Origin of the sequence: Enterovibrio coralii, assembly GCF_001559595.1 — a bacterium.
In the GTDB taxonomy this organism is placed as follows: domain Bacteria; phylum Pseudomonadota; class Gammaproteobacteria; order Enterobacterales; family Vibrionaceae; genus Enterovibrio; species Enterovibrio coralii.
In genome coordinates this window covers 521,915-547,167 of the sequence record NZ_LNTY01000034.1, presented here as the reverse complement: position 1 = coordinate 547,167, position 25,253 = coordinate 521,915, and the positions used below count along the sequence as shown (strand labels likewise).

Here is a 25,253-nt window from a genome sequence, read left to right as displayed (position 1 = left end):
CATCAACATCTCATACCAAAAAGCCCAGCGACTAAGCTGGGCTTTTTTACGTTCTGCCTTGTTCGCATCGTTAGATATTCTGACCAATGCGCCATAACACACCGCTTGGGTCGATAATCACAAAGTCCAGCATCCCCCAAGGCTGCTCAATCAACTCCGTAAGCTTTACCTCAAAAGCATCAACGACACCAGTTTCGACAACGTGTTCACGCCAACTTGCTGCGTCTTCCACCAGCAGGTGCATCATGAAATTATTGGCATATTCTGGTTCGAAGAAATCCTGAAGCAAGAAGGAGCAATTATCTAGCTTGAAATACGCTACACCATCGAACTCAGACGCCATTTCAAAACCGAGTTGCTGATAAAAACGCTTAGAAACTTCAAAGTCCTTTGACGGCACAAAGGTTTTAATCTCTGCCACTGACAAATTTTTCATTTTCTCTCCCTCTTTAGTCATACCCAGCGATTCTCGACAACTTTGTAGTGACTAACGTGCCTGTCTGGGTCGAGTTCGTACTTATCATCTTCAGGGTATAGTTTCGCGATACCGATATCCTCTCCGGCAAACGCTTTAATGCATTCAAGGGTTTTCCAATAGGAAATGAGGGTAATTTCGGCATTGCCATCGAGGTCTCGATTGAATATTTGCGCGCCCAGAAAGCCTTCGGTTTCTGATGTTTCCTTTACGCCAGTTTCATAGAGATAGTCGATAAAGCCTTGCTCATGCTGTTTGGGACAACGTGCTTTCCATTCCCTTGCGATCATGCGAATTCCTTTTCATTGAGTACCCAACACATTCAGGCTACAGAGGGCCTGAATCTATTCCAGCAAGCGTATAAAACTTAACGCCAGGTGACGTTATGACATCAGAGACTTGCCGCGATACAGCACTTTTTTGCAGGAAACACAGGTATGTTTAAAGCGAGGGTCAGAAGGCACGCCCGATAGGGTTTGGAAGACGATTTTTTCTGATCCGCAATGACGACATTTCGCTAACTCGGGATCATCCACTCGACAGTCAAGATTCGCGGCTAAATATTTTTCCAATGTTGGGAGTTTTTCCCATTCCTTATCCTGAGGTCGTGAGTACATGACAAAGAAGTAAAACAGCGCACCGCCAACGAGGAGTAACAGAACCCAAATATCCATTTTTCAGTATCCATTTGCTATTAAAACGGTGCTGATGCAAAAAGGTAATAGCAAGGCAATACCCAAACCAACCTAGTCCCCTATCTTCAGGTTGTTTGTGATATTGAACCTATCAATGGACAATCGAACAATAAAGCAGCAAAGGTGGATTTGTGGCTCAATCTACAAATTGAATTGTACGTAAATGCAATTCCATTAATGGAAAGTCCCCTCGCTACTCAACCTTCAAAAAAAGATAGTTATCATCGCCGCTAAGCTTGGGGAAAAACAAAAAAGCTCGGAACATCATTCCCGAGCTTTTAAGTAAAACTATTGGTTCAATGTAACGCTAATCTTGCTGCTCTACATGTTGCCCGTTCCACGCTAGCTTAGTGACCTTATTACTCGCTGAGCTATCCGCCATTTCACCACCCACCATTAAAATACCATCGTCAACGGAGAAAGAGACGCCATAAGCCAATGGTTCACTTAGGTTTTTATCTTGTTTCCAAGCCCCTTCATTAAATACGTAGGTTTCAGGATTAAACGCTTTAGGCAGGCCGTTGTGTGCGAACATGTTTCCTTTGTCGAACGCGAGTTTCGCACCATGGAAGTTCGCACCACCAGCAACAAGCACAACGCCATTACTTATTCCCGCAAACGCCCCAGCAACCCCTTCTTGTTGCGATTGCGAACTTGGTGTCGGCAGTGGATGCTCGCTCAACCAAGGCTGCGCTTTACCATAATGGTAAGATTTCACTTCATCGGTTCTTAAACCCGGTTTGATCTCGCCGCTGATAATCAAGGCAGTTTCACCTTTCGTCACCAACGCAGAACCGCAGTTTGGTAAATACGGCGACGAACCCAAATCCTGCCATTCATTGGTCGAAGGCGTGTAACTCAACACGTGACGATTCCAACGATAATCGACCGGCTTCATTCCCATGAAGTCGTCGACAATCTTTTGCCATTTTTCTGGCTCAGCTTTCTGATTGGTGGTTAACACATCATTGAGATAGCGGTCAAAATAGCCTTTGTTGTACCCGCCGAAGAACAGGATTTGCTCTTTGTCAGGAGAGTAAGACGCTGCCCCCAGTAAACCTACAGGGGCTTTGGTTGCCACTTCAGACCACGCGTTTTTATCTGCATCAAAACGATACACGCTGTCAAAAATGATCGGAGACGTATCGTTGCTGTTCGCTTTGCCTGACCCGCCGAATACATAAATATTGTCATCAATGACCGTTGCAGTTGCACCATCGCGCGCTGGTCCTGAAAAGTCTGCTTGTTTTTGCCAACCTTTATCAAGCTGTTGCAAGTCCAGCATGTAGAATTGGTTCCCCATCGACCCTAGCCCCACATAGAGCTTTGAGTCGATTTGCGCACCGACGCCATTTTTCACGCCTTCAGGTAAATCAGGCCAGACTTGGTTAGCATGAGCGGAAAAAGAAATAGCAGTGACAAAAGGAAGTACTAAAAGTGATTTTGGAGAAAAACGTACCACGTTCATTTTCGTCGTCCTTACTCGTTAGAATACCCAGAAATTCATTAAGAAGTTAAACAGAACAGAAAAAGCGTTTAGAACAGGAAAACCCTATTCATTGCCGTCTCCACGCAATCATTACGTGGAGACGGCGGCCAACTTTTCGTTGTTTTTAGTGAGTCGTGATGAGTTGCTTGAGTTTGGTCACTGGAACAGTGAGCGTGCGAATTTCAGGTCCATTGTCTTCAACAATCACCATCGCATTCTCATCGTCGAGTTGGTAGATATCTGAATACGCCGAGCCAGCATTCACCAATTGAATTGGGCCTTTCCATGTCACGCCCTCATCAAAGCTAAACCACAGCCCCAGATTGTTGCGGCCTGAGTTGCCCGGCAAGGTGCCGATTGGGTTGGTGAACAGCAAGTAACTGGTGTCATCATCTTCCACGAAGCGGGTGATAGATGCATCTACCTTGCCTGTGCTCATGTTAGGGAACTGGGCATGGCCGTAGTTCTCTGGCATTTCCCACGTCATGCCACCATCGTTACTGATAAATTGTTGGCGAGGACCGAAATTCACGCCGTCGACTTCCGTATTGAAATCAAGGCGAGTGGTCAGTAATAGCTGGCCATTCGTCAGCTCAACCATGTCGGCTTCACTTGGCTCCAGTGTTTCTAGATGACCCGGCTGCCAACGGTATGGGATTGGCAAATATGCCCCCGTTTCCCACGTGACACCGTCATCATCAGAGAATACCGACGAGACATTGAGGAAGTACTTATCAAGGGTGATGGCAGGGTAAATCAGACGGTCGTCGTTATCATCGCCCGTTTCGTCCGTTTGATGTTCAAGCTGAATACCATGGCCAGGGCCTGGGTTCACACTCGCGACGCCGTAGAAGCTGTAAGCTCTGCCAGAATGGTTTTTCGTCCAGCCTAGTGCATCAGGTAATACGTTTTGCTCCGAAGGATTGATGAGTGACAGTGCCTCTGCATCAAATTCAATCACCGCGTCGCCTTGGCGTGAGAGCGCGAGATTTGCAATGTGCATTCTGCCCTCAATATCGTTAGCGGTCTGGCCAAAGAGCACTTGCGTGTCAGTCGAAGGAATACCCGCTACTTCCGTGATGAAGTCATCATCGATGTAGAGATTCGCACTGCCCTCTTCTGGGTCAAAACGCAGGGAAACATCAACGAAACCCGTAATGTTCTCCGTCTTTTCTCTGATAGTAATTGGAGTTGTGCTTTCATCCACATACGCAACAAGGCTACTTTCATTGCCCATGGCTAATGACAGCGTGAAGCGTTTGTCGCCGTTGGAAACAGAAAGGTCATTCGCACCGCCGCCTTGGATTCTTAACTTGGTGGTCAGTTCCCATTCGTCTTGGGATGAAAGCTCGACACTTTTCGTATAGTACTCACTGCCACCCCATCCAATAATTTGGAAAGTTCTTTCTTTGATATCTTCGGTTACGTTAAACGGTGCGCTCCATTCTCCGTCTTCAACATCATACGTGCTGTAGAAAACGCCACTGTCCATCCAGTATTTGATTTTGTCACCGTTCTGGGCGGCATCAGTCGGCCAACGCACGTAAGACACGACGATTTCATCTTCATCAGGCAGATAAATTGGGCGCGGGTCTGAGAAGTCATATTCGTCATTGAGGTTAATCTGCTCGGTTAGGTTAACTTCCTCACTCCACGTTCTGCCGTAATCCCGCGAGGTCTTGGTAATGATGTCATTGGTGTTGTAGATAGAACCAGGATCGCTTCCTCCAACGCGTTTTTCAGCAAAAATAACAACAGTCCCCGGAGTTTCAGAACTCACAACCAAGGACGGAATACGATCAGGGCTTGAGAAAACAGACTCACCGCTAATGGTGAAGTTCACCGAGCGGTAATAGGCTTTTGCATCGACATGGCTGGAACCATTGCCCCAAACCACCATATTTTGTGTCGTTGGCGTTGGCTCCCAACCGGATTTGATAAGCTCACCATCAAAGTAGAAACTGGCCGTCGGTGTCTCTCCTGGATGGAACACAATATCGTATTGGTGATACTTCTTCGCATCGCGCCCAGTCGCAAGAACGACTTGCTGGTCTTCGCCCTCAAATTCCGCAGTTAGCTGGTTATCTTGCAGCGAAATAATGGGTAGAAAACGGTATTCGCCATTCGCATAGTAATTGGTGAGGTAACCACCTTTCTTCACACGCATTTCTGCGGACATCGTCCAGCCAAATGCTGTTGCTTGGTCATTCAACGCATCCGTTGGAGTGATCTTCCAGTTTGCTCGTCCATCTTCACCGTTAACAAACCATTCGACACCTTTGCCTTTTTTAACCGCTTCTCCATAGGCAGAGCCGCTCAGATAGTTATCCCAGCCATGTTCAATAGGCTCGTCAAATTGTGGATTTTCTGAAGAAATAAAATCGTAGACTTCTGCAGAAACAGAAAATGATAACGCAGATAAAATACAGCAGCACAAATAACGTTTGTTCATGATTTTCATTATTTTTTCCTATTTAAGTTTCACGACTGCCCTTGCCATTAATTTCTTAATGACATGCGCAGGCCTTGACTTTGTTGAGGACAAGTCAACTTTAATGATTACTAATCAACAATATAAACAACGAGAGAGGATCAGCTACAGCCTTTACCTGTGATGCCAGCTTTAATTATCAATAAAACAGTTCGCCTTGGCTTTATTTAAGCCAACATTTAATAATTAATGACTGAATCTTAATAAAAGCCTCTAATTCTTTTTTGTCTAAATCTGACGACCTTTTAATTTGTTTTGCCTAAAATACAAACTAAACCCTATGGAGTATTGCTTCAAATGTTTATTTTTAAAATGGAGATCTACACCACGCAATTATTAAGTCAACCGATTACGAGGAAATGATGGAAGGTTAGAAATGGAAAAAGCCTCACATTGCTGCGAGGCTTCTGTAGCGGATGGTCGATCAAAGATCGTATTTGGCTATCTTTCTTCGAAGCGTCGAAAGGCTTATGCCGAGTTGTTCTGCGACGTCGATGTACTTGCGATTGAGCACGGCCAGCGCATTTGCGATTTCCCGTTTTTCAATGTCATCCAAGGCTGAATGGGCGTTGCTACCACTGCCATTGCGTCAACCGAAGAAGCGTCGAGAAGCATGCTGTCGCGGTGCAAGAATGTATGTTCAATCCACTTTGCCAGTTCCGAAATATTGCCCGTCCACGTGCGGTTTGTGGCATGTTCCAACAATAAATGACGAAGGTTCTCGTCAACTGCTTCGCGGCCTCCGTACAAATCACCAAGTTTGCGGTCGACAAACATAGGAATGTCTTCTGAGCGGTTTTGCAGGTTTGGCAAGTTCAGCGACGCACCCGTCAGGTAGTAATACAACGACGGACAGAAACGGCGCTCGTGCACCAAATCTTCCAATGGTTTAATTGAGCTGGTGATCAGGCGGAAGTTCAAGCTGACCGACTTGTTGGTATTAATGTCGAACAAGGTTTTGGTCAAAATGATGTGTGTGAGAGCAGCCTGCAAAACACCCGGCAACAAGTCGATGCGTTCGATATAAAGCGTGCCACCGTTCGCCAGTTCAAACTTGGATTTTGACCCTTCCTCTTCATTGCCCAGCAATAACGTTGACAGATCTTCTTTCTTCACCGAATGCAGGTTCACCGCAATAAACGGGCCTTCTCGGTACCGCTCGCAGGAGTTATGGATTGTCAGAGCTAGGCTTCGTTTACCTGTGCCTTCTTCACCCATAATGTAGATCGGAGACGTCCCTTTTATCGACTCTTTCGCCGCATTGATGACGCGTTTCATCGCTGAAGATTGTGTTTGAAAACGCTCAAGTGTCGAGACCAAACGGTGGTTTTTGTCGGCTTTCGAATTCGCGGAAGAAATTGGCGCGAAGCGGATTACGCAGTGCGCATTATCCAGTTCAGCAACCGACAAATTAAGCTGTTTGAGATTGCCAGCAAAGTCGAAGTCGACGTTTTCACCATCAATATACTGCCCTTCGCAGATCTGCGCTTTGATCTTTGGCGGGAACAAGAAGTATTCATACAGGCTTGCATTCACAAGCTCTGACGAAGAAGTGCCAAATTGGGAGTAGAACTCTCGGCTGGCATGGGTAATAAAGAACTCACTGTCGATGACAACAAAGCACGCCTTGCTGTGTTCAACATAACGTTTGTTGATTTCATCTTCGAAGCGATGTCTGCGTCCCATGCCTGTTTCAATCAAGCACTCGGCCAACACCATCAAGGTTAGCTCTGCCAATTTCACGGCTTCGCTGTCTGCGTGAATAAACGCCACATAGCCCAGCACACCAGATTCTGGATCAGAAACAGGCACACTTTGAATGGTCAGTGTTTTCTTGTCAGCACGCTTAAATACAGCAGCACCCTGAAGCCCTAAGGTTTCTGGTGCCCAATAACTGCCCACTGCCAACGACTGCGCTTCCAAGTCGGCTTTAATGTCTTTGTTGCCGCGTAGCGACAAACTTACAAATTCATGACTAAACAGGACAAACACGCCATCTGTACCCATCGGTAAATGTCCGATTTTGGTCATCACGCGAATGAAGTCCTTAATCATTCCAGGCGATTTAACGCCTTCCAGCCTTGCGTCTGCAATGCCGTAATGTAATGCAACCATGGTTTATCCTTAATATTTTCCTTCGACCAAGCACTGACGATCTATTTCTAGTTTTTTCATTTTTCGCCACAAGGTAGTTCGGCTAAGTCCCAGCGCGTCCGCCACTTTCGTGACGCGGCCACCGTTCTCCCGCCATGCCATGATGATGGCACTCCTTTCGGCTTCGATGATGTTGGCAAACCCTTTGCCACCTTTCGGTTGTTGCTTTGTTCTTTCTGGCAAATCATCCAAAGACACGACGTCGTTGAAGCAATGCAACACTGCACTTTCCAACACTTGGAATAGCTCTAGGAAATTGCCCGGCCAACGGTAATTGAGCAATACGTCTCTCGCGGTTCGGTCTACGATGAGGTGTTTTTTCTCTCTCACAGAGAGCTCATCAAGCGCTGTCTCCAGCGCAAAATCCAAACGTGTCTTGTCTGCAGAAAGTGGCTTTAAATCCAGCTGGATGCCTGCGAGCATCAACACCAACAAACGACTCACGCGGCTCTCTTGCCAGTCATATTTAGATGACGAGCAACAAATCAAATCGATGTTGAGTGGGACTAAGCTTCCATCCGCATCCGTGATTAACCCTGAGGACAACACTTTAAGCAGCGCGCCTTTCAAATCAGGGGCTAACAAATGAATGTTCTCAATGCACAAGACATTGCCATTTGCCCGTTGAAGGCAATGCGTAAACTGCGCCTTTGTTGTTGCCGCCGTTTCCATGCCAGAAAAACCCGCCATGCAATCCAGCGTATGCAATGCTTTTTCTTTGAGATGCGTTGAAACGAAGTTAACGATATAGCGTTCACCTGAACCCACTTCGGACGTCAGGAATAAACGCAATCCCGTCTTACCACGCTGCGCTATCGCTTTTTCCAAATAGCTGTCCTTTGCTAAGCACTGGCTAACGACGCGATGCTTCCATGCGTCGTCATTCACCGATTCGTGTTTGATATCGACGAAACACAGGGTGTCCTCACCCAAGTACTGTTTCTTCACAGATACCGTCACACGAGCATCGGGCAACTCTCGGACAAGCGAAGATTCTGTTGCTTGAATCAAGGACGCGTAGTTAAAAACGGTTACACCGTCGGCCAACAAACCCGCGGAGGTTGAGTTTCTTTTGGCTTGTGCATTGCGAAACCTCAACACACCTTCTGAGTTGAACACGAATATCATCTGCGGCAAGGCATCGAGAATATTGCCGTAGAGAGTAAGCTTCGACAGGTTCTCTGACGGATAACGCGCTAAACGCTCCAAGCGTGACAAAGCAAAGGTAAGATTGGATTCATGCTCTTCATCGAGCAGCACCATCAGAGAATAACCGCGCGGGTCATTTCTAACGGGTACACAGACAGAAGCAAAAGCGTGAAGTGATTTCTTGTAGGTTTCGAAGCAGTAAAGCAACGCTGAGTCGTTTTTCTCTTTCGATAACGAATACGCCGTTGTACCCACCAAGTGTTTAGAAAAGTTAAACCCTTCTCCTATGCCCCGCTCTTCCACCAGCGGACGCATAGAGGGAGCCGCCAAGAAAGCGAGTACGATGCCTTCTGCATCGAGCAAACACCATGCAGCTCCCTCACCGAGATGAGAAAGCAATTCTGCACTGTATAAGTAGTCTAAATAGCTACTCGCACTGTTTCGATTTTTCAGGAGTGAATCTGCGGAAGGCTTCTTTTGGATCTGCCAGTCAAACGCACATAGATGGCGGTCTTCCCACCACGATTGAACAAGAGGATCTTGCGCTTCTTTTCTGTTAGGCCACTGGTTTTGGGTGTGAAGTTGCCACTTCTTATATCTGTCACCGGAACGACGCATATTAACAACTCAAATTAAAGACAACCTATTGTAATACGTAGGGTTTTATTCCAAATCGCTTTGTGACAATAGTGAGAGGTTTGTACCGTCAAAATGCATTCATTTTGACTCTAATCAAAAACCTCGGCACCACATAGCAGCACCGAGGTTTTTTATTTTAAATCAGCGAATTACTTACCTAATTGGTGAGCAGTTAGAATCGCGGCAAACACTTTCTCAGCCGTCACAGGGAAAGGCATGTTGTGGATGGTTTCACCTTCTGCGCAAGACGCTTCAGCCACTTCCATCAGCTTGTCGTTATCCAGCTCTTCAACACCCATTTGGTGCAGGTTTGTTGGCAGACCAACGCTACGGCAGAAACCGATAACAGTTTGGATTTCTTCGTAGTCAGCGTTTTCCAACACCAATTGAACCAGGGTACCGAACGCCACTTTCTCACCGTGCAGCAGGTGGTGACACTCTTCCAGTTTGGTCAGACCGTTGTGGATAGCGTGAGCACCTGCCAGACCGCTTGATTCGAAACCGATACCACTTAGGTAAGTGTTCGCTTCGATGATGTTCTCAACCGCTTTGGTAGAGACACCATTTTCCACTGCTACTTTCGCTTTCAGACCGTCAGCCAGCAGCGTTTCGTAACACAGTTTCGCCAGTGCTTGCGCTGAACGTGTTGGTGCGCCGCCCGCCATGGTCGCTTTGCCAGACGTCATGTTTGCACGCGCTTCAAACCAAGTAGACAGCGCATCACCCATGCCCGCTACCAACAGACGTGCTGGTGCTTTCGCGATGATTGCAGTATCCATGATGACCATGTTCGGGTTTGACGGGAACAGCAGGTACTCAGCAAACTCACCTTCTGGCGTGTAGATAACGGCCAGCGCAGAGGTTGGTGCGTCAGTTGATGCGATAGTTGGCACCACAACTACTGGGCGTTTTGCATAGAACGCGATGGCTTTTGCCGTATCCAGTGTTTTACCGCCACCGATACCGATGATCACATCCGCTTCAATACCTTCAGCCAGTGCAAGTAAGCGCTCGATTTCTGGGCGTGAACATTCGCCATTGAAACGCTCCATCTGAACAGACATTTCATTTGCCGCAAAGCTGGTGCAAACCGTGTCTTGCGTCAGTGCCATAACGAAGTCATCCGCAATGGCAAACGGTTTACAACCAAAGGTTGAAACGTATTTACCGATGTTACCCAGCGCGCCTTCGCCTTGGATGTACTTGCTTGGAGAGATAATAATTTTGTCCATGAGTGACTTTCCTTTTATTAATTCGTGTTATTTAGTCAGTGAAGCGAAGACACATTCAACTGCGAATGCGCCTGGATCTTTGGTGCCGTTCAGGCTGTCGCTGTTCAGGTAAGAAGAGCGGCCAGCGTTCGCTTTCAGCATGGTTGCTGTCGCTTCTGCACCTTCACGTGCTGCCGTTGCCGCGCCTTCCAAACCTTGCTCAGCCCACGCATTGAATGCCGGGAACAGTGCATCGATCATGGTGCGATCGCCTGGTTTCGCGCCGCCGTATTGCATCATGCGCGCCAAGCCGTCTTGCAGTGCCGCAACTAAATCGTTGCTTGTTGCCAAGTGGCGGCCAGCAGCGGTGAAGAAGATAGACAGCAGAACGCCTGAAGAACCACCCATTACCGTTGTTAACTTTTCAGCGACCACGTTCAGTAGGGTTGCAGGCTCGTTTAAAGGCAGGTTGTTTGCATCTAGCTCAGCCAGCACCTTACGAGCACCCGCCGCGAACGTTGAACCTGTATCACCGTCACCGACAATTGCATCAAGACGGTTTAATTCAGATTCCAAATCAATCAAGGTGCCACACACAGTGCGAACCGCCGTTGCTACTGCGTCGTTTTGGCTTGGGGTGTAGTCAATTTTTGCTGCTTTGTTTTCACACGCCACCACAGGGCAACCGCGTTTCGCGATAAGGCTAGGCCATGCTTCTGTCGCTGTTTCTGATGCCAACGCTGCACGCAGTTCATCATCAAGACGAAGCAGTGACAAAGAGAAACCTTTCATGTCGATGGCCGTCATCAGTGCCGCAGGACCTACAAAGCTTTCTGCGCCTTCACCCAATTGGGATTCAACAACGGCTTTTGCTACCACGTTCATTTCGATCGGAGACAGACCGCCAAGGTTGTTGATGAGTACTGCGTGCTCAGCACTTGGGCGTGCTTCCAGCAGTTTGTCTGACATCAGCGCAACGAAATCGCGGCATTCTGCAACGTCAATCGTTTCGATACCTGACTCACCGTGAATGCCCAAACCCAGCTCAGCTTTACCGCGAGCAATACGGCTTTCGCTGTTGTCACCTGGCAGTGAACAGCTAGTCAGTGCAATACCTATACTTGCAGTGTTATCAATCGCCTTTTGCGCAGCGGTTTTAACGTCAGCCAGTGAACCACCTTGCTCTGCAACGTGACCAGCTACTTTGTGCACAACAACGTACCCGCGATACCACGTGGTTTCGGGTTGTTAGGAATAGAGATGTCATCGTTCACGATAACCAGTTCAACGTCGTAGCCCATTTCTTTGGCTTTCTCACACGCCAAACCAAAGTTCAGACGGTCACCAGTGTAGTTTTTGATGATAACCAGACAGCCTTTCTCGCCAGTGACATGAACGATAGCGTTCAATACAGCATCGACACTTGGTGCTGCGAACAGGTCGCCACACACCGCTGCCGTTAGCATGCCCTTACCAACGAAACCTGCGTGTGCTGGCTCGTGGCCTGAACCACCGCCACAGATAATGGCAACTTTGTCTTTGTTCCAGTCGTTACGTGCAATAATTTTGATGTCGTTGTTGAAGTCAAGCTTAACCAAGTTACCCAGACGCTGGGTATAGAGCGTGCCGTCGATAGAGTCCGACACCCAAGATTCTTTTTTGTTGATAATCAGTTCAGCCACGATTACACCTTTTTATTATCTGAATAGTTCGTAAGTTTTTTCTCGCGGGAAGAATGTGCTGTCGACACGAATTTGCCGTTTTGGAACATCGTCGCCAGTTGCTTTTCCGCTTCGCCTTCTGTCATTCCTAGATGGCAAACAAAAATGTCTTTCGCCATCTCGTAGCAACAATCACTTTTCATACGCGGGTACCTCATCGAGCCGCTTCCACACCAGAAATTATGGGCTTTCACCCGGAGCATGCATGATGAAAAATGTGGTCCCGACTCTTTCGAGGTCGGGAGTTTTAGTTATGCAACGTCTTCGTTAAAGAAACGTGCATCCATCTCTTTCAGTACAGGAGAGATGATTGGCGTGAACGGCAGTTGGTCAAGAATGTCACGCTGCATATCCACACCCGGTGCGATTTCGGTCAGAACCATGCCATCGCGAGTACGTTCGAATACGCAACGCTCTGTGACGTAGATGGTTACTGTGCCTTGCTCAGCACGGAAATCGCCACTTGCAGAGATTTCATCAACGCTAGAAACGAACTTCGGATACATACCTTCTTGATGGATAGTCAGTTTGCCGTTGCCGATTTCGGTCTTCAGGCCGCCACCAGAGAATGGGAAACAGAACACCGCTTTCTTCGCGCTTGCTGTCAGGTTAACGAAACCACCCACACCGATGATCTTGTCACCTGCGCGGCTTACGTTTACGTTACCTGAGCCATCAACCTGCATTGCGCCAACGAAGGTGATGTCCAGCATGCCGCTGTCGTACAGGTCGAACTGGCTCGCCGTGTCTTGACACATTTCTGGGTTCAGAACCGCACCAAAACTCAAGCCACCGACTGGCGTACCGCCGATCAGACCCGCTTCGATAGTCAGGTACATGTTGGTAGACATACCGATTTCTTTCGCTTGGCCTGGTACCAACTCAGGTACACCGATGCCCAGGTTTACAACCGCGCCGTCGGCCAGTTCCATCGCTGCACGACGCGCGATAACTTTGTGCAGAAGTTCACGTGGTTTCTTACCGCTACCAGATGTCAGGTGCGCGATGGTTTCGTGTTTCTTCGCGATGTCAGCTTCTGGCATTACGAACTCACCGGTGTAAGCAGGTTCGTACTTCTCGATCATGGTTTGCATTTGCTCACCATCAACCACGATGGCATCGATGATTGCAGCTGGCAGCTTCACAGTACGTGGGTGAGAAGCGGTTGCAGACACGCGCTCAACCTGAACGATGACCTTACCGCCGTTCGCTTTCGCAGCCATTGCTGTGCTGTATGGGTCAAGGTAGAACGCTTCATGTTCGAATGACACGTTGCCGTTCACGTCAACTGTGGTACCACGGATGATTGCCACATCGACTTTTGGTGATTTGTAGAACAAGTACTCTTCGCCGCCGATTTCCATCAACTCTGCCAGCGTGTCAGTAGAACGCTCGTTCAATGCACCGCGGCTGTTACGTGGGTCAACGAAGGTTTTCAGACCAACTTTCGTCAGAACACCTGGTTGGTTTGCCGCTGCAGCACGGAAAGTGTGGCTAATTGGACCGTAAGGCAGGTTGTAGGCTTCGATTTTGTTTTCAGCAGCCAGTTTTTTCAGGCCAAGCATCTTGATGAAGTGTGATGCAACAACGCGGCGCACCATACCTTCGTGAGAGATAGCATCGATCAGACGGCCTTCTTGAGATTCACCCAGACCCGCACCGAAGTAGTAGCTCAGGTCACGTGGTTGACCTTCTTCTAAGAATTTTTTACCCAGAGCAATCGCAACCGTTTCAGGGAAACACAGCGAACCGAAACCGTTGATAGCAACGCAATCGCCAGATTTAATCAGGTCAATCGCTTCTTTCACGTCCATTATTTTATTTTGTGCAGACATTTTTATTATTCCTATACGTAGAGTTCTTTCAGAAAATTAGCGACGTGGTAGGTATTGGCGAGCGATGCCGCGGCCTACAACAATCTTTTGAATCTCAGAGGTGCCATCAACGATTTGCAGCATTTTGGCAACTGCCATTGCTTGACCGATTGGCGCATCTTTCATGAAACCTTCCGCACCGAACAGTTGTGCACATTTCACGGTGACATCCATCGCCACATCGGTTGCGAACAGCTTGTTCATTGCCGCGGTCAGTGCCACTGGCTCACCGCTGTCCATGACGGCTGCGGTTTTGTAAAGCAGGCAGCGAGCCGCTTCGATTTTTGTTGCCATTTCAGCTAGTTGCCATTGAACGCCTTGGTTAGTCAGAATTGGCTTACCGAATGACTCACGCTGACCTAAGTACTCGCTCACTGAATCCACCGCGTGTTGTGCGACGCCGATAGCGATTGCTGGCGTAAATACACGTGCAACGTCGATTGCTTTCAGGCTTCTTTGAAACCGTCTGCCGACAGCAGGTTTGCTTTTGGCACGACGCAGTTATCAAACTCAAGGCCGCCAACAAACATACCGTTACCAATCATGCGCTCGCGGTTTTCCAGGTAACGCAGACCCTTGGTATCTGCTGGTACAAACAGCATGATCATGTTCTTGCTGTCTTTGCCGTCTTTCACCATGACGTTGAAGTAGTCAGCGTCTTTTGCGTTAGTGATCCAGTCTTTGGTACCTTGGATGCGGTAAACATCGCCATCCAGCTCTGCGTAAGCTTCCGTCGCAGATGGATCGCAACCTGATGCGCTTTCAGTCAGAGCAAACGCGGTGGTTTTGTTACCATTCGCTAAGTCTGGAACGACCTTCAAAATTTCTTCATCGATACCTTCGTAGAAAGTCGCGATTTCCATGTTGATGTTATTTTGAAGCTGGAGCAGGAATGACATGATGCCGCTGCCATGTGCCAGACCTTCATAAACCAGAGACATTTGCAGGTAGTTGTAACCCTTGCCACCCATCTCTTTTGGGATGCCCAGACCGTAGAATCCGTGCTCCGCCATCTCTTTCATTTTTGCTTTTAACAGCTCTGGATTTGATTCCAGTTCAAGGGCAACAGGTGCAAGGCACTCAAGGCTGTAAGCTTTCGCTTTTTCGAAAATTGCCTGATGTTCTTTATCGAGTAGAAAGTTCATTTCTTACCTTCCGTCTATTGGAATATTGATTAAGCGGGTTCTTTTTCTAAATTTTCTTGCGCTTTGTTCTTCTGCTCTGCTTTCCAGCCTGTTTCAGTCAGGAACATGGTCAGAACAGCGAAGAATCCAGGCGTGATACAGGTCAACGACAATGCAGTTTCAAGACCATATTGCGCACCTAACCAACCCGTTGCTGCACCACCCGCTGCGCCGCCTAGGCCAACCAGTGAGAAGATGAAGCCCGTACCCATAGACACTGCGCGAGGCGACATGTCGGTCTTGTACAGTGTGGTGAACGCCAGTGGTACGAAGTTGTAAGCGGCGTAACCTGCGATGAACGTTGCAGCAGAGAGCAGCAGGACATTGTTAGTCAGCATCAGGCTGTAGTACGCAACAGGCAGAACCACACCAGAAGCAACAATCAATGGCTTGTCATAACCCCACTTCTGCGCAATCACAGGAGAGACCAGACACGCAATCGCAGAACCAATTGGCAGCAGACCCAGTACCATGCCCGCTTCTGCGATAGACAGGTTCAAACTCTCAACCGCGTAGGTTGGCCAGAAGGTGTAAACTGCAATCCAAGTCAGTGACGTCATCGGCCACGCAATTGCAAGAATCCAAGTATTTTTGTATTGCAGTGCTTCTTTCAGAGGCTGAAGTACAGGGACTTGTTCGTAAGGTTTGGTTTCGCCCTCAGAGTTGTCTTTCGCAACCACCATCCAAAGCGCAGCCAGAATCAGCGCGAATACACCCATGACGATCATCACTTCACGCCAGCCAGCCATCATTGCCAGGAACATTGGGAATGCCGCTGTGCCTAACATTTGGCCCGCAGGACCGGTGAACATTTCGACGCCGTTGATAGAGCCAAGCTTCTCTTTCGGGATCCATTGGATCTTGAAAACCACGAGTACAGAAACGATGCCGGCAGCTACACCCATAACAAACAGTCGACCGACGAAGAGCATGGTGACGTTAGTCGCGTAGCCCTGCATGATCATCCCGATGCCAAGGAGAACGAAGATGCCAAATAAAACAGTTTTTGGTTTTCCTTTACTGATGAAGCAGATGATTGGGATGGTTAGAAGACCTTTACCTACCCATGCGATAGCACTTAGCCAACCTGCTGTTTCTAGATCGAAGCCAATGTCATTTCGCATGTCTGGAAGAATCACGCCAAACGCGAAGTTAGATAAGTTGGCGACCATAAATGCCAGCCAAGCAATCCAAACTATTGCCCAACCTCTGGCTGGGATTTTTGCATCACTAGTCATTTTGAAGTTTCCTTGAGATTAACGATTATTTACCTGACGAGATGCATCATTGTGGAATGCCATATTTTTTATAAGGAATAATTCAAAGTGGAATATTAATATTTGACTCAATACCCAAAACGTCATTTCGACCCATTCAAATCAGTCATTTAGAGTGATCAAGTTCAAATTAAGATCGAATTACCGCGTCAAAATGGTCATTTTGAACGCTCAGTGAACCGTTTCGGTTTCACAAATGAAACATATAAAAAGTTTTCATTTTGACTTATTCAAACTGATACATTTTGCAGCGTCATCAGATATCAAATTTGAATAAAGGAATAACAAGAGATGAAGAACTTCACCGATATCGTTCAATATCGCCGAGCGATCCGTAAATATGACCAAGAATTCGATTTCGACCCTAAAGTCGTAGAGCGTGCGCTGGAGCTTTCTACTCTTGCACCAAACAGCTCTAACATGCAGATGTGGGAATTCCACCGCGTAAGAAGCCCAGAAAAACTGGAGGCTATGAAAGCGTGCTGTTTGGGGCAAAACGCAGCGAAAACTGCAAACGAATTAGTAGCATTCGTCACCACACCGCAGAAATGGAAACAGCGCGCAGACATGAACGCGCAAGTGATTCGCAATGCGTTTGCGTCTAAGCCAAATACACCAGAGCACGTGTTTGCTTACTACGAAAAAGACATGCCTTTCCTGTATGCAGGTGAAGGAATGATTGAATACAAAGGCCTAGCGGGCGAAGAAGGCGACCGTCTGCGCAAAGAAGATGTGCGCGTCATTTTGAACAAAAGTGCCGCTCTAGCGGCTATGACCTTCATGTACGCACTGTCAGAAGAAGGCTATGACTCTTGCCCAATGGAAGGCTACGAAGAAGACAAAGTAAAAGAACTACTGGGTCTGCCAAAAGAAGCGGACGTTTGTATGGTGGTAAGTTGTGGTAAACGCCGTCCAGAGGGTGTTTACGGCCCTCGCATGCGCGTTGAACTGAGTGAAGTCATCAAAGAACACTAATATCCATAACTCAAAGGACACCTGACCATTTTGACACTAACCCAGAATGCGTCAGCGTCATAATGATAACAACTGAGTTCAAGGAAGAACTCACAGCACTACATACCATATTAAAGTTGCCGCCCTCCCTCGGGCGGTTTTTTTATATTTTGCTTTGGTTATACAGCGACTTTATGGTCTCTTTGAGCCATTTAATTCGGGGATTGTGTGCATTACGCTTGTGCCAAATTAACGTGAACGGAATCGTCAGCTTTTCCTGCATTTCTGGCGACACGGGAATCGGTTTACACACCAAATTTGGATGCAAGGTTCTGGCATACTGCTGGCAATACGCGGGAGCAGTGGTAAACATCTCATGTCCCGGTTGCGACGCCATGTAAAGCGACTGTTCAAAGCTAGACAGAGTCAACGCCACTTTACGCTGCCTGCCCAGTTCGCTTAAGACATCATCCAACGCCCAGGTTTCGCTTTTCTCCCACACGATATTGATGTGCGCGTATTGAAGGAAAGTATCCAGCGTCCAAGGTTCGTTCAACGCAGGATGGTCATCACGCATATACACCACAGGCAAATCTGCAAAAATCACCTCATGGTAGATAAAATACGGCAGTAAACTCAGTGATTCTCGCGATCTAGGATGACTCTCTCGCCCGGTAAAACCGATATCTGCGTCACCACTGATGATGGCGTCTAGCGAATCATAATCCCAGTTAGAGGTTTTGATGGTTGCATCCGGGTAAGAAGAACGAATGCACGAACTAAGCGCATTAAGATGGATCAGCAACAACGGGGATTCAATACAGAGGTGAAACTTCACCCCTTTTGACACTTCTTCGCAACGGCGATCGACTAGCTGGCTGCCAATGTGAAGCCAATCAGATAAATCCTGTGCCATCGACTGCGCCAACGGCGTGGGTTTCAATCCATTGGGCGTTTTCACGAAAAGCGGATCGTGAAACCAATCGCGAAGTTTGTTCAAGGACTTACTGACTGATGAAGGTGTGACGTTGAGCTTTTTCGCAGTACGCGTCACGCTTAACTCCTGCAACAAGAGTTGCAGGGTTACCAGCAGGTTCAGATCAAGACGAGACAGGGATTTCTTCATTGTTATTTTGCGTTTCCTTTGGCGTCACACCAAGAATAAGGGCAAAGCTACCACAGCACTTACCATCAAAATGACAATCAACATGGTTGCTGCGTCAAAATGGAACTTGCCCATAAGCCAGATAAAGGTTGCCGAGCAAACTACCTGAGAAATACCCAGCACTGAGCTTGCCAGCCCTGCTCGACGTGTAAACCCACTCAATGCTTGGCTCATGGTTGCACCAAACCCCACGGCAAAGCCAGTACACACGCCGCCAAAACCAATGAAATAGAACATCGAGTTTGCTGCACCCGTGTATGCGAGGGCCAGCAAAGTAGCGGCGATTGCAAAAACTGTTTGCGAAGCCAGCATCATGGTTCGGGGCTTGAAATAGGACAAAGCAACAGGCGCAGAAAACGACACCACCATGCTCACCAATGCTGTCGCGGCCATTGTCAGCGAATATCCTCCGCGATCTAGCCCCAACTCACCCATGATTAACATGGGAGAAACGTTAACAAACGTCAAAATGACCGTGACACCGATAGAAGTGATCACCAAGCGGCTCAAAAAGAGCGGAGCTGTCAGCGGTTCATTGATGGTCAAATTGGCATTTGCTTCGCTCACATCGGAATGACGCTCTGCACCCCTTCTGTTTTGGTTGCTCTCTTTAAGCACAAAAGTAGAAAGCACTAACACCAACACCCCCATACCCGCCATAGTGGTGAACAGCGACTGCCACGGGAAGTAAATCATGATGGCGTAGCCGACCACCGGTGCAATCACTGGCACAATACACGTAATACCGTTCAGCATGGACAGAACTTTTGCGAGACGCTTTTCATCGAGCGCATCACGTAAGATGCAAATGCCACAACGTAACAAGATCCCGCGCCAACCCCCTGCAAGAACCTTGCAATAAGAAACGCGTCGGTTGATTCGGCCGCCCCACCCAAAACAGAGGAAAAAACGAACACGACAGCACCGAAAATGACAATGGGCTTTCGTCCGATCGCGTCAGAAAGACGCCCAGCAAACAACATAGTTGTCGCCATTCCTGCCAGATAAATAGAAAACGCCATGTGCAATGTGGACTCTGATGCATTCAGATCCGCAGCGATTTGAGGAAGGCCGACCAAGTACAAATCAATCGCGGTCGGATAGAGAAGAACAAGCGCAAAGGCGCAAAGCAGAAACCGAGCCATTTATATCTCCTGAAAAAGTTGCGAGATAGTAATCAGCCAACCCACCAATATCGAGTGCCATTTACGACATCAGCACTTTCCCATTTCGACATTTAGCTCAGTTTATACTCATTAGCTCTCCCTTATACAATCATCCTATTTGTAATCGTTATCACTTCCTCGAAGCCCAGTGAAAATAAGGAGTAACTTGCATTTCTGGGCACTCAAAATCGGTATAGTTTGCGATGTTTACACGGGCAGTGTTTAATGAGGCGTTCGTTTAAGGGGATGCAAAATGGCAACAATCAAAGATGTGGCAAGGGAAGCAGGCGTTTCGGTTGCAACAGTTTCACGCGTCATCAACAAATCACCAAAAGCTAGCCAGTCATCAATAGACTCGGTCAGCTTGGCGATGAAAAAACTCGGCTACCGTCCGAATGCGGCTGCGCGTGCGCTTGTCAGTCAAAGCACTAACACGGTTGGTGTCTTGGTGGCTGATGTCTCCGACCCCTTTTTCGGCAGCATGATTAAAGCTATCGATCAGGTTGCGCGTGAAAACGGCAAACACATTCTGATTGGTAACGGTTACCACAAAGCAGACGATGAACGACACGCGCTAGAGCTTCTGATTAATGCTCGCTGTGAAGCCATTATCGTCCACGCTAAAGGCCTGTCAGATGAAGAACTGATTGGCTACGCGCAAGAAGTGAAAGGCATGGTGATCATTAACCGCCATATCCCGCAAATCGCAGAACGCTGTATTGCGTTGGATAACCGTAAAGGCGCGTATCTGGCGACAGAATTCCTGATCCGACACGGCCACAAAAACATCGCCTGTATAGCTTCTTCTCAAGATATCGAAGATACCGATCAACGTCTTGAGGGCTACCTTGCTGCACTTCAAGACAATGGCATCTCATTGAGTAAAAGCTACGTCGAATATGGCGAAGTTAGTAGTGATGGCGGCGAAACGGCCATGACCAACCTGCTGAGTAAATCGCTAAATATCACTGCAGTTGTGGCTTACAACGACTACATGGCAGCCGGCGCGCTGGCCGCACTGGATCAAAATGGCATTCCAGTCCCAAGTAAAATGTCGATTGTTGGTTTTGATGATGGCTTAATTGCACGCTTCGTTCACCCTAGCCTCACAACGATTCGTTACCCAATCGAAATGATGGCAGAACGTGCGTCTCGATTGGCTCTGGCGTTATCGAAAAAGCAAGATATCGAAGACGAAACGGCGATTTTCTCTCCGACCTTAGTTCGCCGAAACTCCGTCGCGTCACTTTAATTCGCATCGAGTAAAGCAATTCGCACTGAATACAAAAAAGCACCGCTAAATAGCGGTGCTTTTTATTTCTGGCACTCAATTTATTCCGCGAAGTGCTGCGCTAACGCATCTAATACTCGTTGGTCTGTGAGTTTGTCTTCTGCGATTGGCTCAATGTCTAATTGAATCAGTTTCTCTTTTACATCTGCCGCTTCTTTAGAAAAGAACAGCGTAGGTAAATGCGCGTAGCTGCCAGTGATCGCTTTGTTCTGCGATTTTGCGTACTGCGCCGTCAGCGCAAAAATGCGGTTTTGTACCTCTGCTATGGACGCTAAAGACGTCACTTCAACGGCAAACGGCAAGAACCAATCCAGATTCTCGCGACGGAATGATGCCATTGGCACATCCAGCTCATAAGCCTGACCTTGTGCATTTACCAATTGGGTCGCCAAGACCATAGATGCATCAATCACCTCGATGTAGTCAGGGATCATGCCGTTTGCTTTGAAGCGCGCGACATTGCTTGGTGTCAGTACCAAAGGCAATTCGGTACATCCCAAAACGACTTTCTTGAATGACGAGCGCGACGCTTCATCCGTGATCACATCACATAAAAGTTGCTCCGCTTGCGGCGTAATTTGCGCAGTTTTAATGCCGAACTCAGAGTTGTATATCGCATCCATCACTTTTGGTTGGTTCTGTGCGCTTGGCGAGAAAGACGACACGCCGCATTCCGACAACGCCTGTTGATACAAACCTGATTCCATCAGGCTCGTAACACCCATCACCAGAATATCTTCGGTTTGCCCCTGCTCTGTGGCTGCTGTTTCTTTCAGCATGTCGATAAAAGGAACAGGAATGTCTGCAACGATGTCACGGAACAGTTCATGCGCGCTGTTACATGCTAGACCCATTGCCGTTGCGCCCAGGTGTTGCATCAATCTTAGCGTATACAGCGCGGTGTCGTACTTGCGCAACTCTGGTGGATCTGTCGGCAACCATTTTTGTACCACTTCTTCGGGTTTGTAAGCAAGGCGAGAGTTACCAAATACCACATATTCATGTTCAACATGGTTTGGGTAGCTGGCGATTTTGTTCACGAGGTCGACCATGGCTTCGTTACCCAAGCCACCGATAATCCCTATTCTTTGTTTCATTGCTTTTCCTGTTACAACTTCTTGGAGAAACGCGCACGCAAAGCCGTCCTGCGAAAACCCACCACTGAGCTTTCGAAAGGTGCATTTTTATCATCAAAATGACGCAAGTTGGTGTGGGCGAATCTCCTGGGGGAATGTGATGCCGAGAACAACGAAGGAATAGGGCTATTCACTTCGCTCGAACATCTTCCACTCGATTTTACACACGTAAAATCAGTGTCCTAAGCGCAATCGAAACAACAAGAGTGAGCAAGTTCAAAAATACGCAATCGAAAATATGGAGAGCAAATCGGATGGTGGAAACGTTAGCAGAAGGGATAAAACTGCTTCATTAAAAATTAACGAAGCGTTCAAAACGTAGCGGGAAATTCAACGCGATTACTCATCGTCAGCCATGCCTCGCGCAGCTCTGGCCTCATCAATGCTGCCAGCATTAAACACATTTTCATAGCCGGCACGTTGCAAAGCTTCCATCGCTTTGCCCGCACGGACACCTCGAACACAATAGAGTCCAATCTCGGTGTTTTTGTCAGGGTAAAGTTTGCTGACCTCTTCGACGATATCGCCGTGGGAAATCCTTGCATCGCCTTCGATATTGTCAAAGAAGTGCTCAAAGGAACTACGTGTATCTATCCAAACCGTCTCAGCCCTTGTTACTGCACTAAAGAGAAACAAGAATAGAATGACTAAAATGGGGTTAGCATTTGAACGCCTCATAATGACTTGCCTTACATCTCGCACGAATGGTTAAAGTCTAGCTTCAGTGGCAATCTTTACCCAAACAGGTAAAATCACGCGCCCATCCTGTTGCTGATAGAAGATGAAAATGCACCAACCAAACGCATTGTTTACCCGTTTTAACGCCAACATCGATTCGATCGATTTACCAAGCGCGTTTACGTTTCCTTTTTTCTATCAGCCTCACCCGCTTTCTGTCCTTGCAGCGGAAGAATTACAACAGCACCTTTTGCACCAAACCGATTGGCAGCATGACTTTGGACTCAATGCTTCCGAAGTGCTCACTGATGACAATTCGGGTACAGGCAAAATGTTCGGCGTGCTGTTGGTGCGCTCTCCACAAGGTGAACTTGGCTACTTCAGCGCATTTTCCGGCAAGATTGCAGACCAAAACCTGCTGCCTCACTTCGTGCCACCTGTTTTCGACATGTTGGCAGAAGAGTGTTTTTTCAAAAAAGAACTAGAGGAAATCACTGCGCTAAACGCACAAGTGAAGTCGCTCAGTGCTAACCCACTTTTGGAAACATTCAGCTCGCAATTGACGCAGTACCAGACGGATTACACTGTCATTGAGCAAGAACATCGTCAAAAAATGATTGAAGGTCGCGCTGATCGCAAACGACAGCGTCAACTCGCCGAGCAAACGCTGACAGGCGACGAACTAAAAACTGCGCTGGATGACCTTGCTAAACAAAGCGTCGCTGAAAAGAACGTCCTGAAATACGTCAAGCTAGAATGGGATGAGAAAATCAACGCGGTTCAAACGCAATTAACTGCGTTAACGGCAGACATCGAGCACGCAAAAGAGCGACGCAAAGTACTCTCGAACGCCCTTCAGAATAAGCTTTTTGAGCAATACTGCTTTTTGAATGAACACGGCGAAGAAAAGTCGTTAAAAGCGATATTCGCACCAACCGCCAGTCCCACACCACCAGCCGGTGCGGGTGAATGTGCTGCGCCGAAACTACTTCAATACGCTTACAAACATGGTTTTGAGCCGCTCGCAATGGCAGAGTTTTGGTGGGGGGTGTCACCGAAATCGGAAGTGCGCCAACACAAGAAGTTCTACCTTCTTGCCACGGCAAGTGCAACCCTATCCTGAACCACATGTTGGAAGGATTAGAGGTAGACCCAAACCCACTCGAAAGGAACTGGGGCGAAGACAAAACGCTGGAAGTTATCTATCAAGATGATGCGATTGTGGTGGTCAACAAACCTGCGGGCTTATTGTCTGTGCCTGGGAAAACGATTCAAGATTCAGCCTACACTCGCATACAAGCCATGTTCCCAGATGTAGAAGGGCCGTTTGTGTTACACCGTTTGGACATGGCGACATCAGGCCTATTGGTATTCGCCCTCACCCGCCGCGCGAATAAGAGCCTGCAAAAGCAGTTTATTACTCGTGGTGTCGAGAAGCGTTATATCGCGATGGTGGAAGGCATTGTCGAAAGTACATCGGGTGAGATCAATCTGCCTATGCGCGGCGATCCTGATGACAGACCTCGCCAATTGGTGTGCTTTGAACACGGTAAACCAGCTACGACATACTGGCAGTTAATCAACACGCATAATGGTCGAAGCAAGCTTCAGATGTACCCAAAAACAGGGCGAACGCATCAACTACGCGTGCATTGCGCACACCATTTGGGGCTGAACCTGCCAATGGTTGGGGATTTTCTTTATGGACAACCCGACTCGCGCCTGCATCTTCATGCAGAGCAGCTTTCGTTTGATCACCCATATACCAAAGAGCGCATGACGTTTAGCGCGGATTGTGAGTTTTAAAATCCGCGCTCAATATGCTCATCTTGAAGGCAGTGTACTCGACGAGTTATCCGTTGCCTGAAGGAAAGGTATCGAACACAGGGATATCGGTCGGCAAAACTGCCACTTAGGTGCTGATGCAGTGAAAATGGCCATTTTGGGAGCCAAGTGTTCATCGGTGTCGAATGATGGTCCGTTGATCGTGAAAAATTTACCCGCAGTAATGTCTGCGCATACTGTCACACCGCACTCTGGGCAGAAATGATTATGAACATCTGCCCCAGAACTCCCTTTGCGGGTATAAGTTTGGGTTTCCTCTCCGATAAACTTAAAGTTCTCGTGGGCATACCAAACACCAAACCATTTGTCGCCACCAGTGCGCGCCTGACAATCAGAGCAATAGCAAAACATCTGATTCATGGGTTCACCAGTTACTTCATAGCGAACCTTTCCACACTGACAACCACCTGTCCTTTTCATAAATACCCCAACTTATCATCCCTTGAACGCTTAGCTAACATTAGCATTTACTTAGGTACAATAAAGAGTGTCATTGTGGAGAAAAAAGCGAACATACCGCGGTTCATGAGAAGCTCAGTAATCGCGACCGCAACGCCCCAGAACAAGCTAAGCTCTGACTAACTTGATACGGACATTGGCAAGATTTACCCAGCTATACCCGTTTTGACCTTTCTTTACTTTGCGCCTCTTAAGATAGA

At 47.8% G+C, this 25,253-nt stretch carries 20 protein-coding genes and 4 pseudogenes; 3 read left to right on the top strand and 21 right to left on the bottom strand.

What is annotated here, in order from left to right:
• Positions 1–70: 70 nt before the first annotated feature.
• From ATN88_RS13725 to ATN88_RS13660, 16 genes and pseudogenes are all read right to left on the bottom strand, one after another.
• On the bottom strand, positions 71–436 hold the full coding sequence (locus ATN88_RS13725) for a VOC family protein (RefSeq protein ID WP_067416844.1): 366 nt from the start codon (positions 434–436) through the stop codon (positions 71–73).
• 17 nt (positions 437–453) lie between these two features.
• Positions 454–765 carry an antibiotic biosynthesis monooxygenase family protein gene (locus tag ATN88_RS13720; RefSeq protein ID WP_067416841.1) on the bottom strand — a complete coding sequence of 104 codons (312 nt, stop codon included), beginning with the start codon at positions 763–765 and terminating at the stop codon, positions 454–456.
• 93 nt (positions 766–858) lie between these two features.
• Entirely contained in the window at positions 859–1,149 is a 291-nt protein-coding gene (locus ATN88_RS13715) for a hypothetical protein (protein WP_067416837.1), read from the bottom strand.
• A 328-nt stretch (positions 1,150–1,477) separates the two neighbouring features.
• A complete protein-coding gene (locus ATN88_RS13710) occupies positions 1,478–2,638 on the bottom strand; it encodes an N-acetylneuraminate epimerase (protein WP_067416831.1) in 1,161 nt (386 codons plus the stop codon).
• 145 nt (positions 2,639–2,783) lie between these two features.
• The gene (locus tag ATN88_RS13705) at positions 2,784–5,120 is read right to left on the bottom strand and encodes an exo-alpha-sialidase (RefSeq protein WP_067416827.1); all 2,337 of its coding nucleotides are present in this window, start codon (positions 5,118–5,120) and stop codon (positions 2,784–2,786) included.
• A 454-nt stretch (positions 5,121–5,574) separates the two neighbouring features.
• Positions 5,575–5,664, bottom strand: a complete 90-nt coding sequence (locus ATN88_RS28930) for a helix-turn-helix domain-containing protein (protein ID WP_408607707.1) — start codon at positions 5,662–5,664, stop codon at positions 5,575–5,577.
• 299 nt (positions 5,665–5,963) lie between these two features.
• Positions 5,964–6,836, bottom strand: a pseudogene (locus ATN88_RS28925) (sigma 54-interacting transcriptional regulator); the annotation flags it as partial.
• Positions 6,837–7,274: 438 nt separating this feature from the next.
• Positions 7,275–9,071, bottom strand: coding sequence for a helix-turn-helix domain-containing protein (locus tag ATN88_RS13695; RefSeq protein ID WP_067416819.1), 1,797 nt, complete (start codon positions 9,069–9,071; stop codon positions 7,275–7,277).
• Between the two features lie 170 nt (positions 9,072–9,241).
• Positions 9,242–10,324 (bottom strand): glycerol dehydrogenase, encoded by a 1,083-nt coding sequence (locus ATN88_RS13690; RefSeq protein WP_067416816.1) that lies wholly within the window; start codon positions 10,322–10,324, stop codon positions 9,242–9,244.
• A gap of 27 nt (positions 10,325–10,351) precedes the next feature.
• The gene (locus tag ATN88_RS27405) at positions 10,352–11,095 is read right to left on the bottom strand and encodes a DAK2 domain-containing protein (RefSeq protein WP_232313265.1); all 744 of its coding nucleotides are present in this window, start codon (positions 11,093–11,095) and stop codon (positions 10,352–10,354) included.
• A pseudogene (locus ATN88_RS27400) lies at positions 11,078–11,949 on the bottom strand (dihydroxyacetone kinase subunit DhaK); the annotation flags it as partial. The gene ATN88_RS27405 and the pseudogene ATN88_RS27400, both read right to left, overlap by 18 nt.
• A 38-nt stretch (positions 11,950–11,987) precedes the next feature.
• Complete coding sequence (locus ATN88_RS13680) at positions 11,988–12,167, bottom strand: hypothetical protein (protein ID WP_067416813.1); 180 nt, start codon at positions 12,165–12,167, stop codon at positions 11,988–11,990.
• Positions 12,168–12,275: 108 nt separating this feature from the next.
• On the bottom strand, positions 12,276–13,859 hold the full coding sequence (locus ATN88_RS13675; protein WP_067416809.1) for an acyl CoA:acetate/3-ketoacid CoA transferase: 1,584 nt from the start codon (positions 13,857–13,859) through the stop codon (positions 12,276–12,278).
• 36 nt (positions 13,860–13,895) lie between these two features.
• On the bottom strand, positions 13,896–14,303 hold the full coding sequence (locus ATN88_RS13670) for an acyl-CoA dehydrogenase family protein (RefSeq protein WP_232313263.1): 408 nt from the start codon (positions 14,301–14,303) through the stop codon (positions 13,896–13,898).
• Between the two features lie 41 nt (positions 14,304–14,344).
• The gene (locus ATN88_RS13665; RefSeq protein WP_067416800.1) at positions 14,345–15,043 is read right to left on the bottom strand and encodes an acyl-CoA dehydrogenase family protein; all 699 of its coding nucleotides are present in this window, start codon (positions 15,041–15,043) and stop codon (positions 14,345–14,347) included.
• 29 nt (positions 15,044–15,072) lie between these two features.
• Positions 15,073–16,320, bottom strand: a complete 1,248-nt coding sequence (locus ATN88_RS13660) for an MFS transporter (protein ID WP_067416796.1) — start codon at positions 16,318–16,320, stop codon at positions 15,073–15,075.
• 330 nt (positions 16,321–16,650) lie between these two features.
• Here ATN88_RS13660 and ATN88_RS13655 point away from each other — a divergent pair, with 330 nt between their 5' ends.
• Positions 16,651–17,334: a nitroreductase family protein gene (locus tag ATN88_RS13655; protein ID WP_067416793.1), complete on the top strand. Its 684-nt coding sequence runs from the start codon at positions 16,651–16,653 to the stop codon at positions 17,332–17,334.
• A 142-nt stretch (positions 17,335–17,476) separates the two neighbouring features.
• Here ATN88_RS13655 and yidZ read toward each other — a convergent pair whose 3' ends face one another.
• Both yidZ and ATN88_RS13645 read right to left on the bottom strand, forming a co-directional pair.
• Positions 17,477–18,439: an HTH-type transcriptional regulator YidZ gene (yidZ, locus tag ATN88_RS13650; protein WP_067416790.1), complete on the bottom strand. Its 963-nt coding sequence runs from the start codon at positions 18,437–18,439 to the stop codon at positions 17,477–17,479.
• A 24-nt stretch (positions 18,440–18,463) separates the two neighbouring features.
• Positions 18,464–19,623: pseudogene (locus ATN88_RS13645) on the bottom strand (MdtL family multidrug efflux MFS transporter).
• Between the two features lie 274 nt (positions 19,624–19,897).
• Here ATN88_RS13645 and ATN88_RS13640 point away from each other — a divergent pair.
• Positions 19,898–20,896: a substrate-binding domain-containing protein gene (locus ATN88_RS13640; protein ID WP_067416787.1), complete on the top strand. Its 999-nt coding sequence runs from the start codon at positions 19,898–19,900 to the stop codon at positions 20,894–20,896.
• Between the two features lie 80 nt (positions 20,897–20,976).
• Here ATN88_RS13640 and ATN88_RS13635 read toward each other — a convergent pair whose 3' ends face one another.
• Entirely contained in the window at positions 20,977–22,032 is a 1,056-nt protein-coding gene (locus tag ATN88_RS13635) for an aspartate/glutamate racemase family protein (RefSeq protein ID WP_067416784.1), read from the bottom strand.
• Between the two features lie 378 nt (positions 22,033–22,410).
• Positions 22,411–22,749, bottom strand: coding sequence for a rhodanese-like domain-containing protein (locus tag ATN88_RS13630; RefSeq protein ID WP_067416780.1), 339 nt, complete (start codon positions 22,747–22,749; stop codon positions 22,411–22,413).
• 109 nt (positions 22,750–22,858) lie between these two features.
• On the opposite strand from ATN88_RS13630, the pseudogene ATN88_RS13625 reads away from it, so the two are divergent.
• Positions 22,859–24,555, top strand: a pseudogene (locus tag ATN88_RS13625) (pseudouridine synthase).
• 18 nt (positions 24,556–24,573) lie between these two features.
• On the opposite strand, the gene ATN88_RS25550 reads toward ATN88_RS13625, so the two are convergent.
• Positions 24,574–25,014 carry a GFA family protein gene (locus ATN88_RS25550; RefSeq protein ID WP_083539485.1) on the bottom strand — a complete coding sequence of 147 codons (441 nt, stop codon included), beginning with the start codon at positions 25,012–25,014 and terminating at the stop codon, positions 24,574–24,576.
• Between the last annotated feature and the right edge of the window lie 239 nt (positions 25,015–25,253).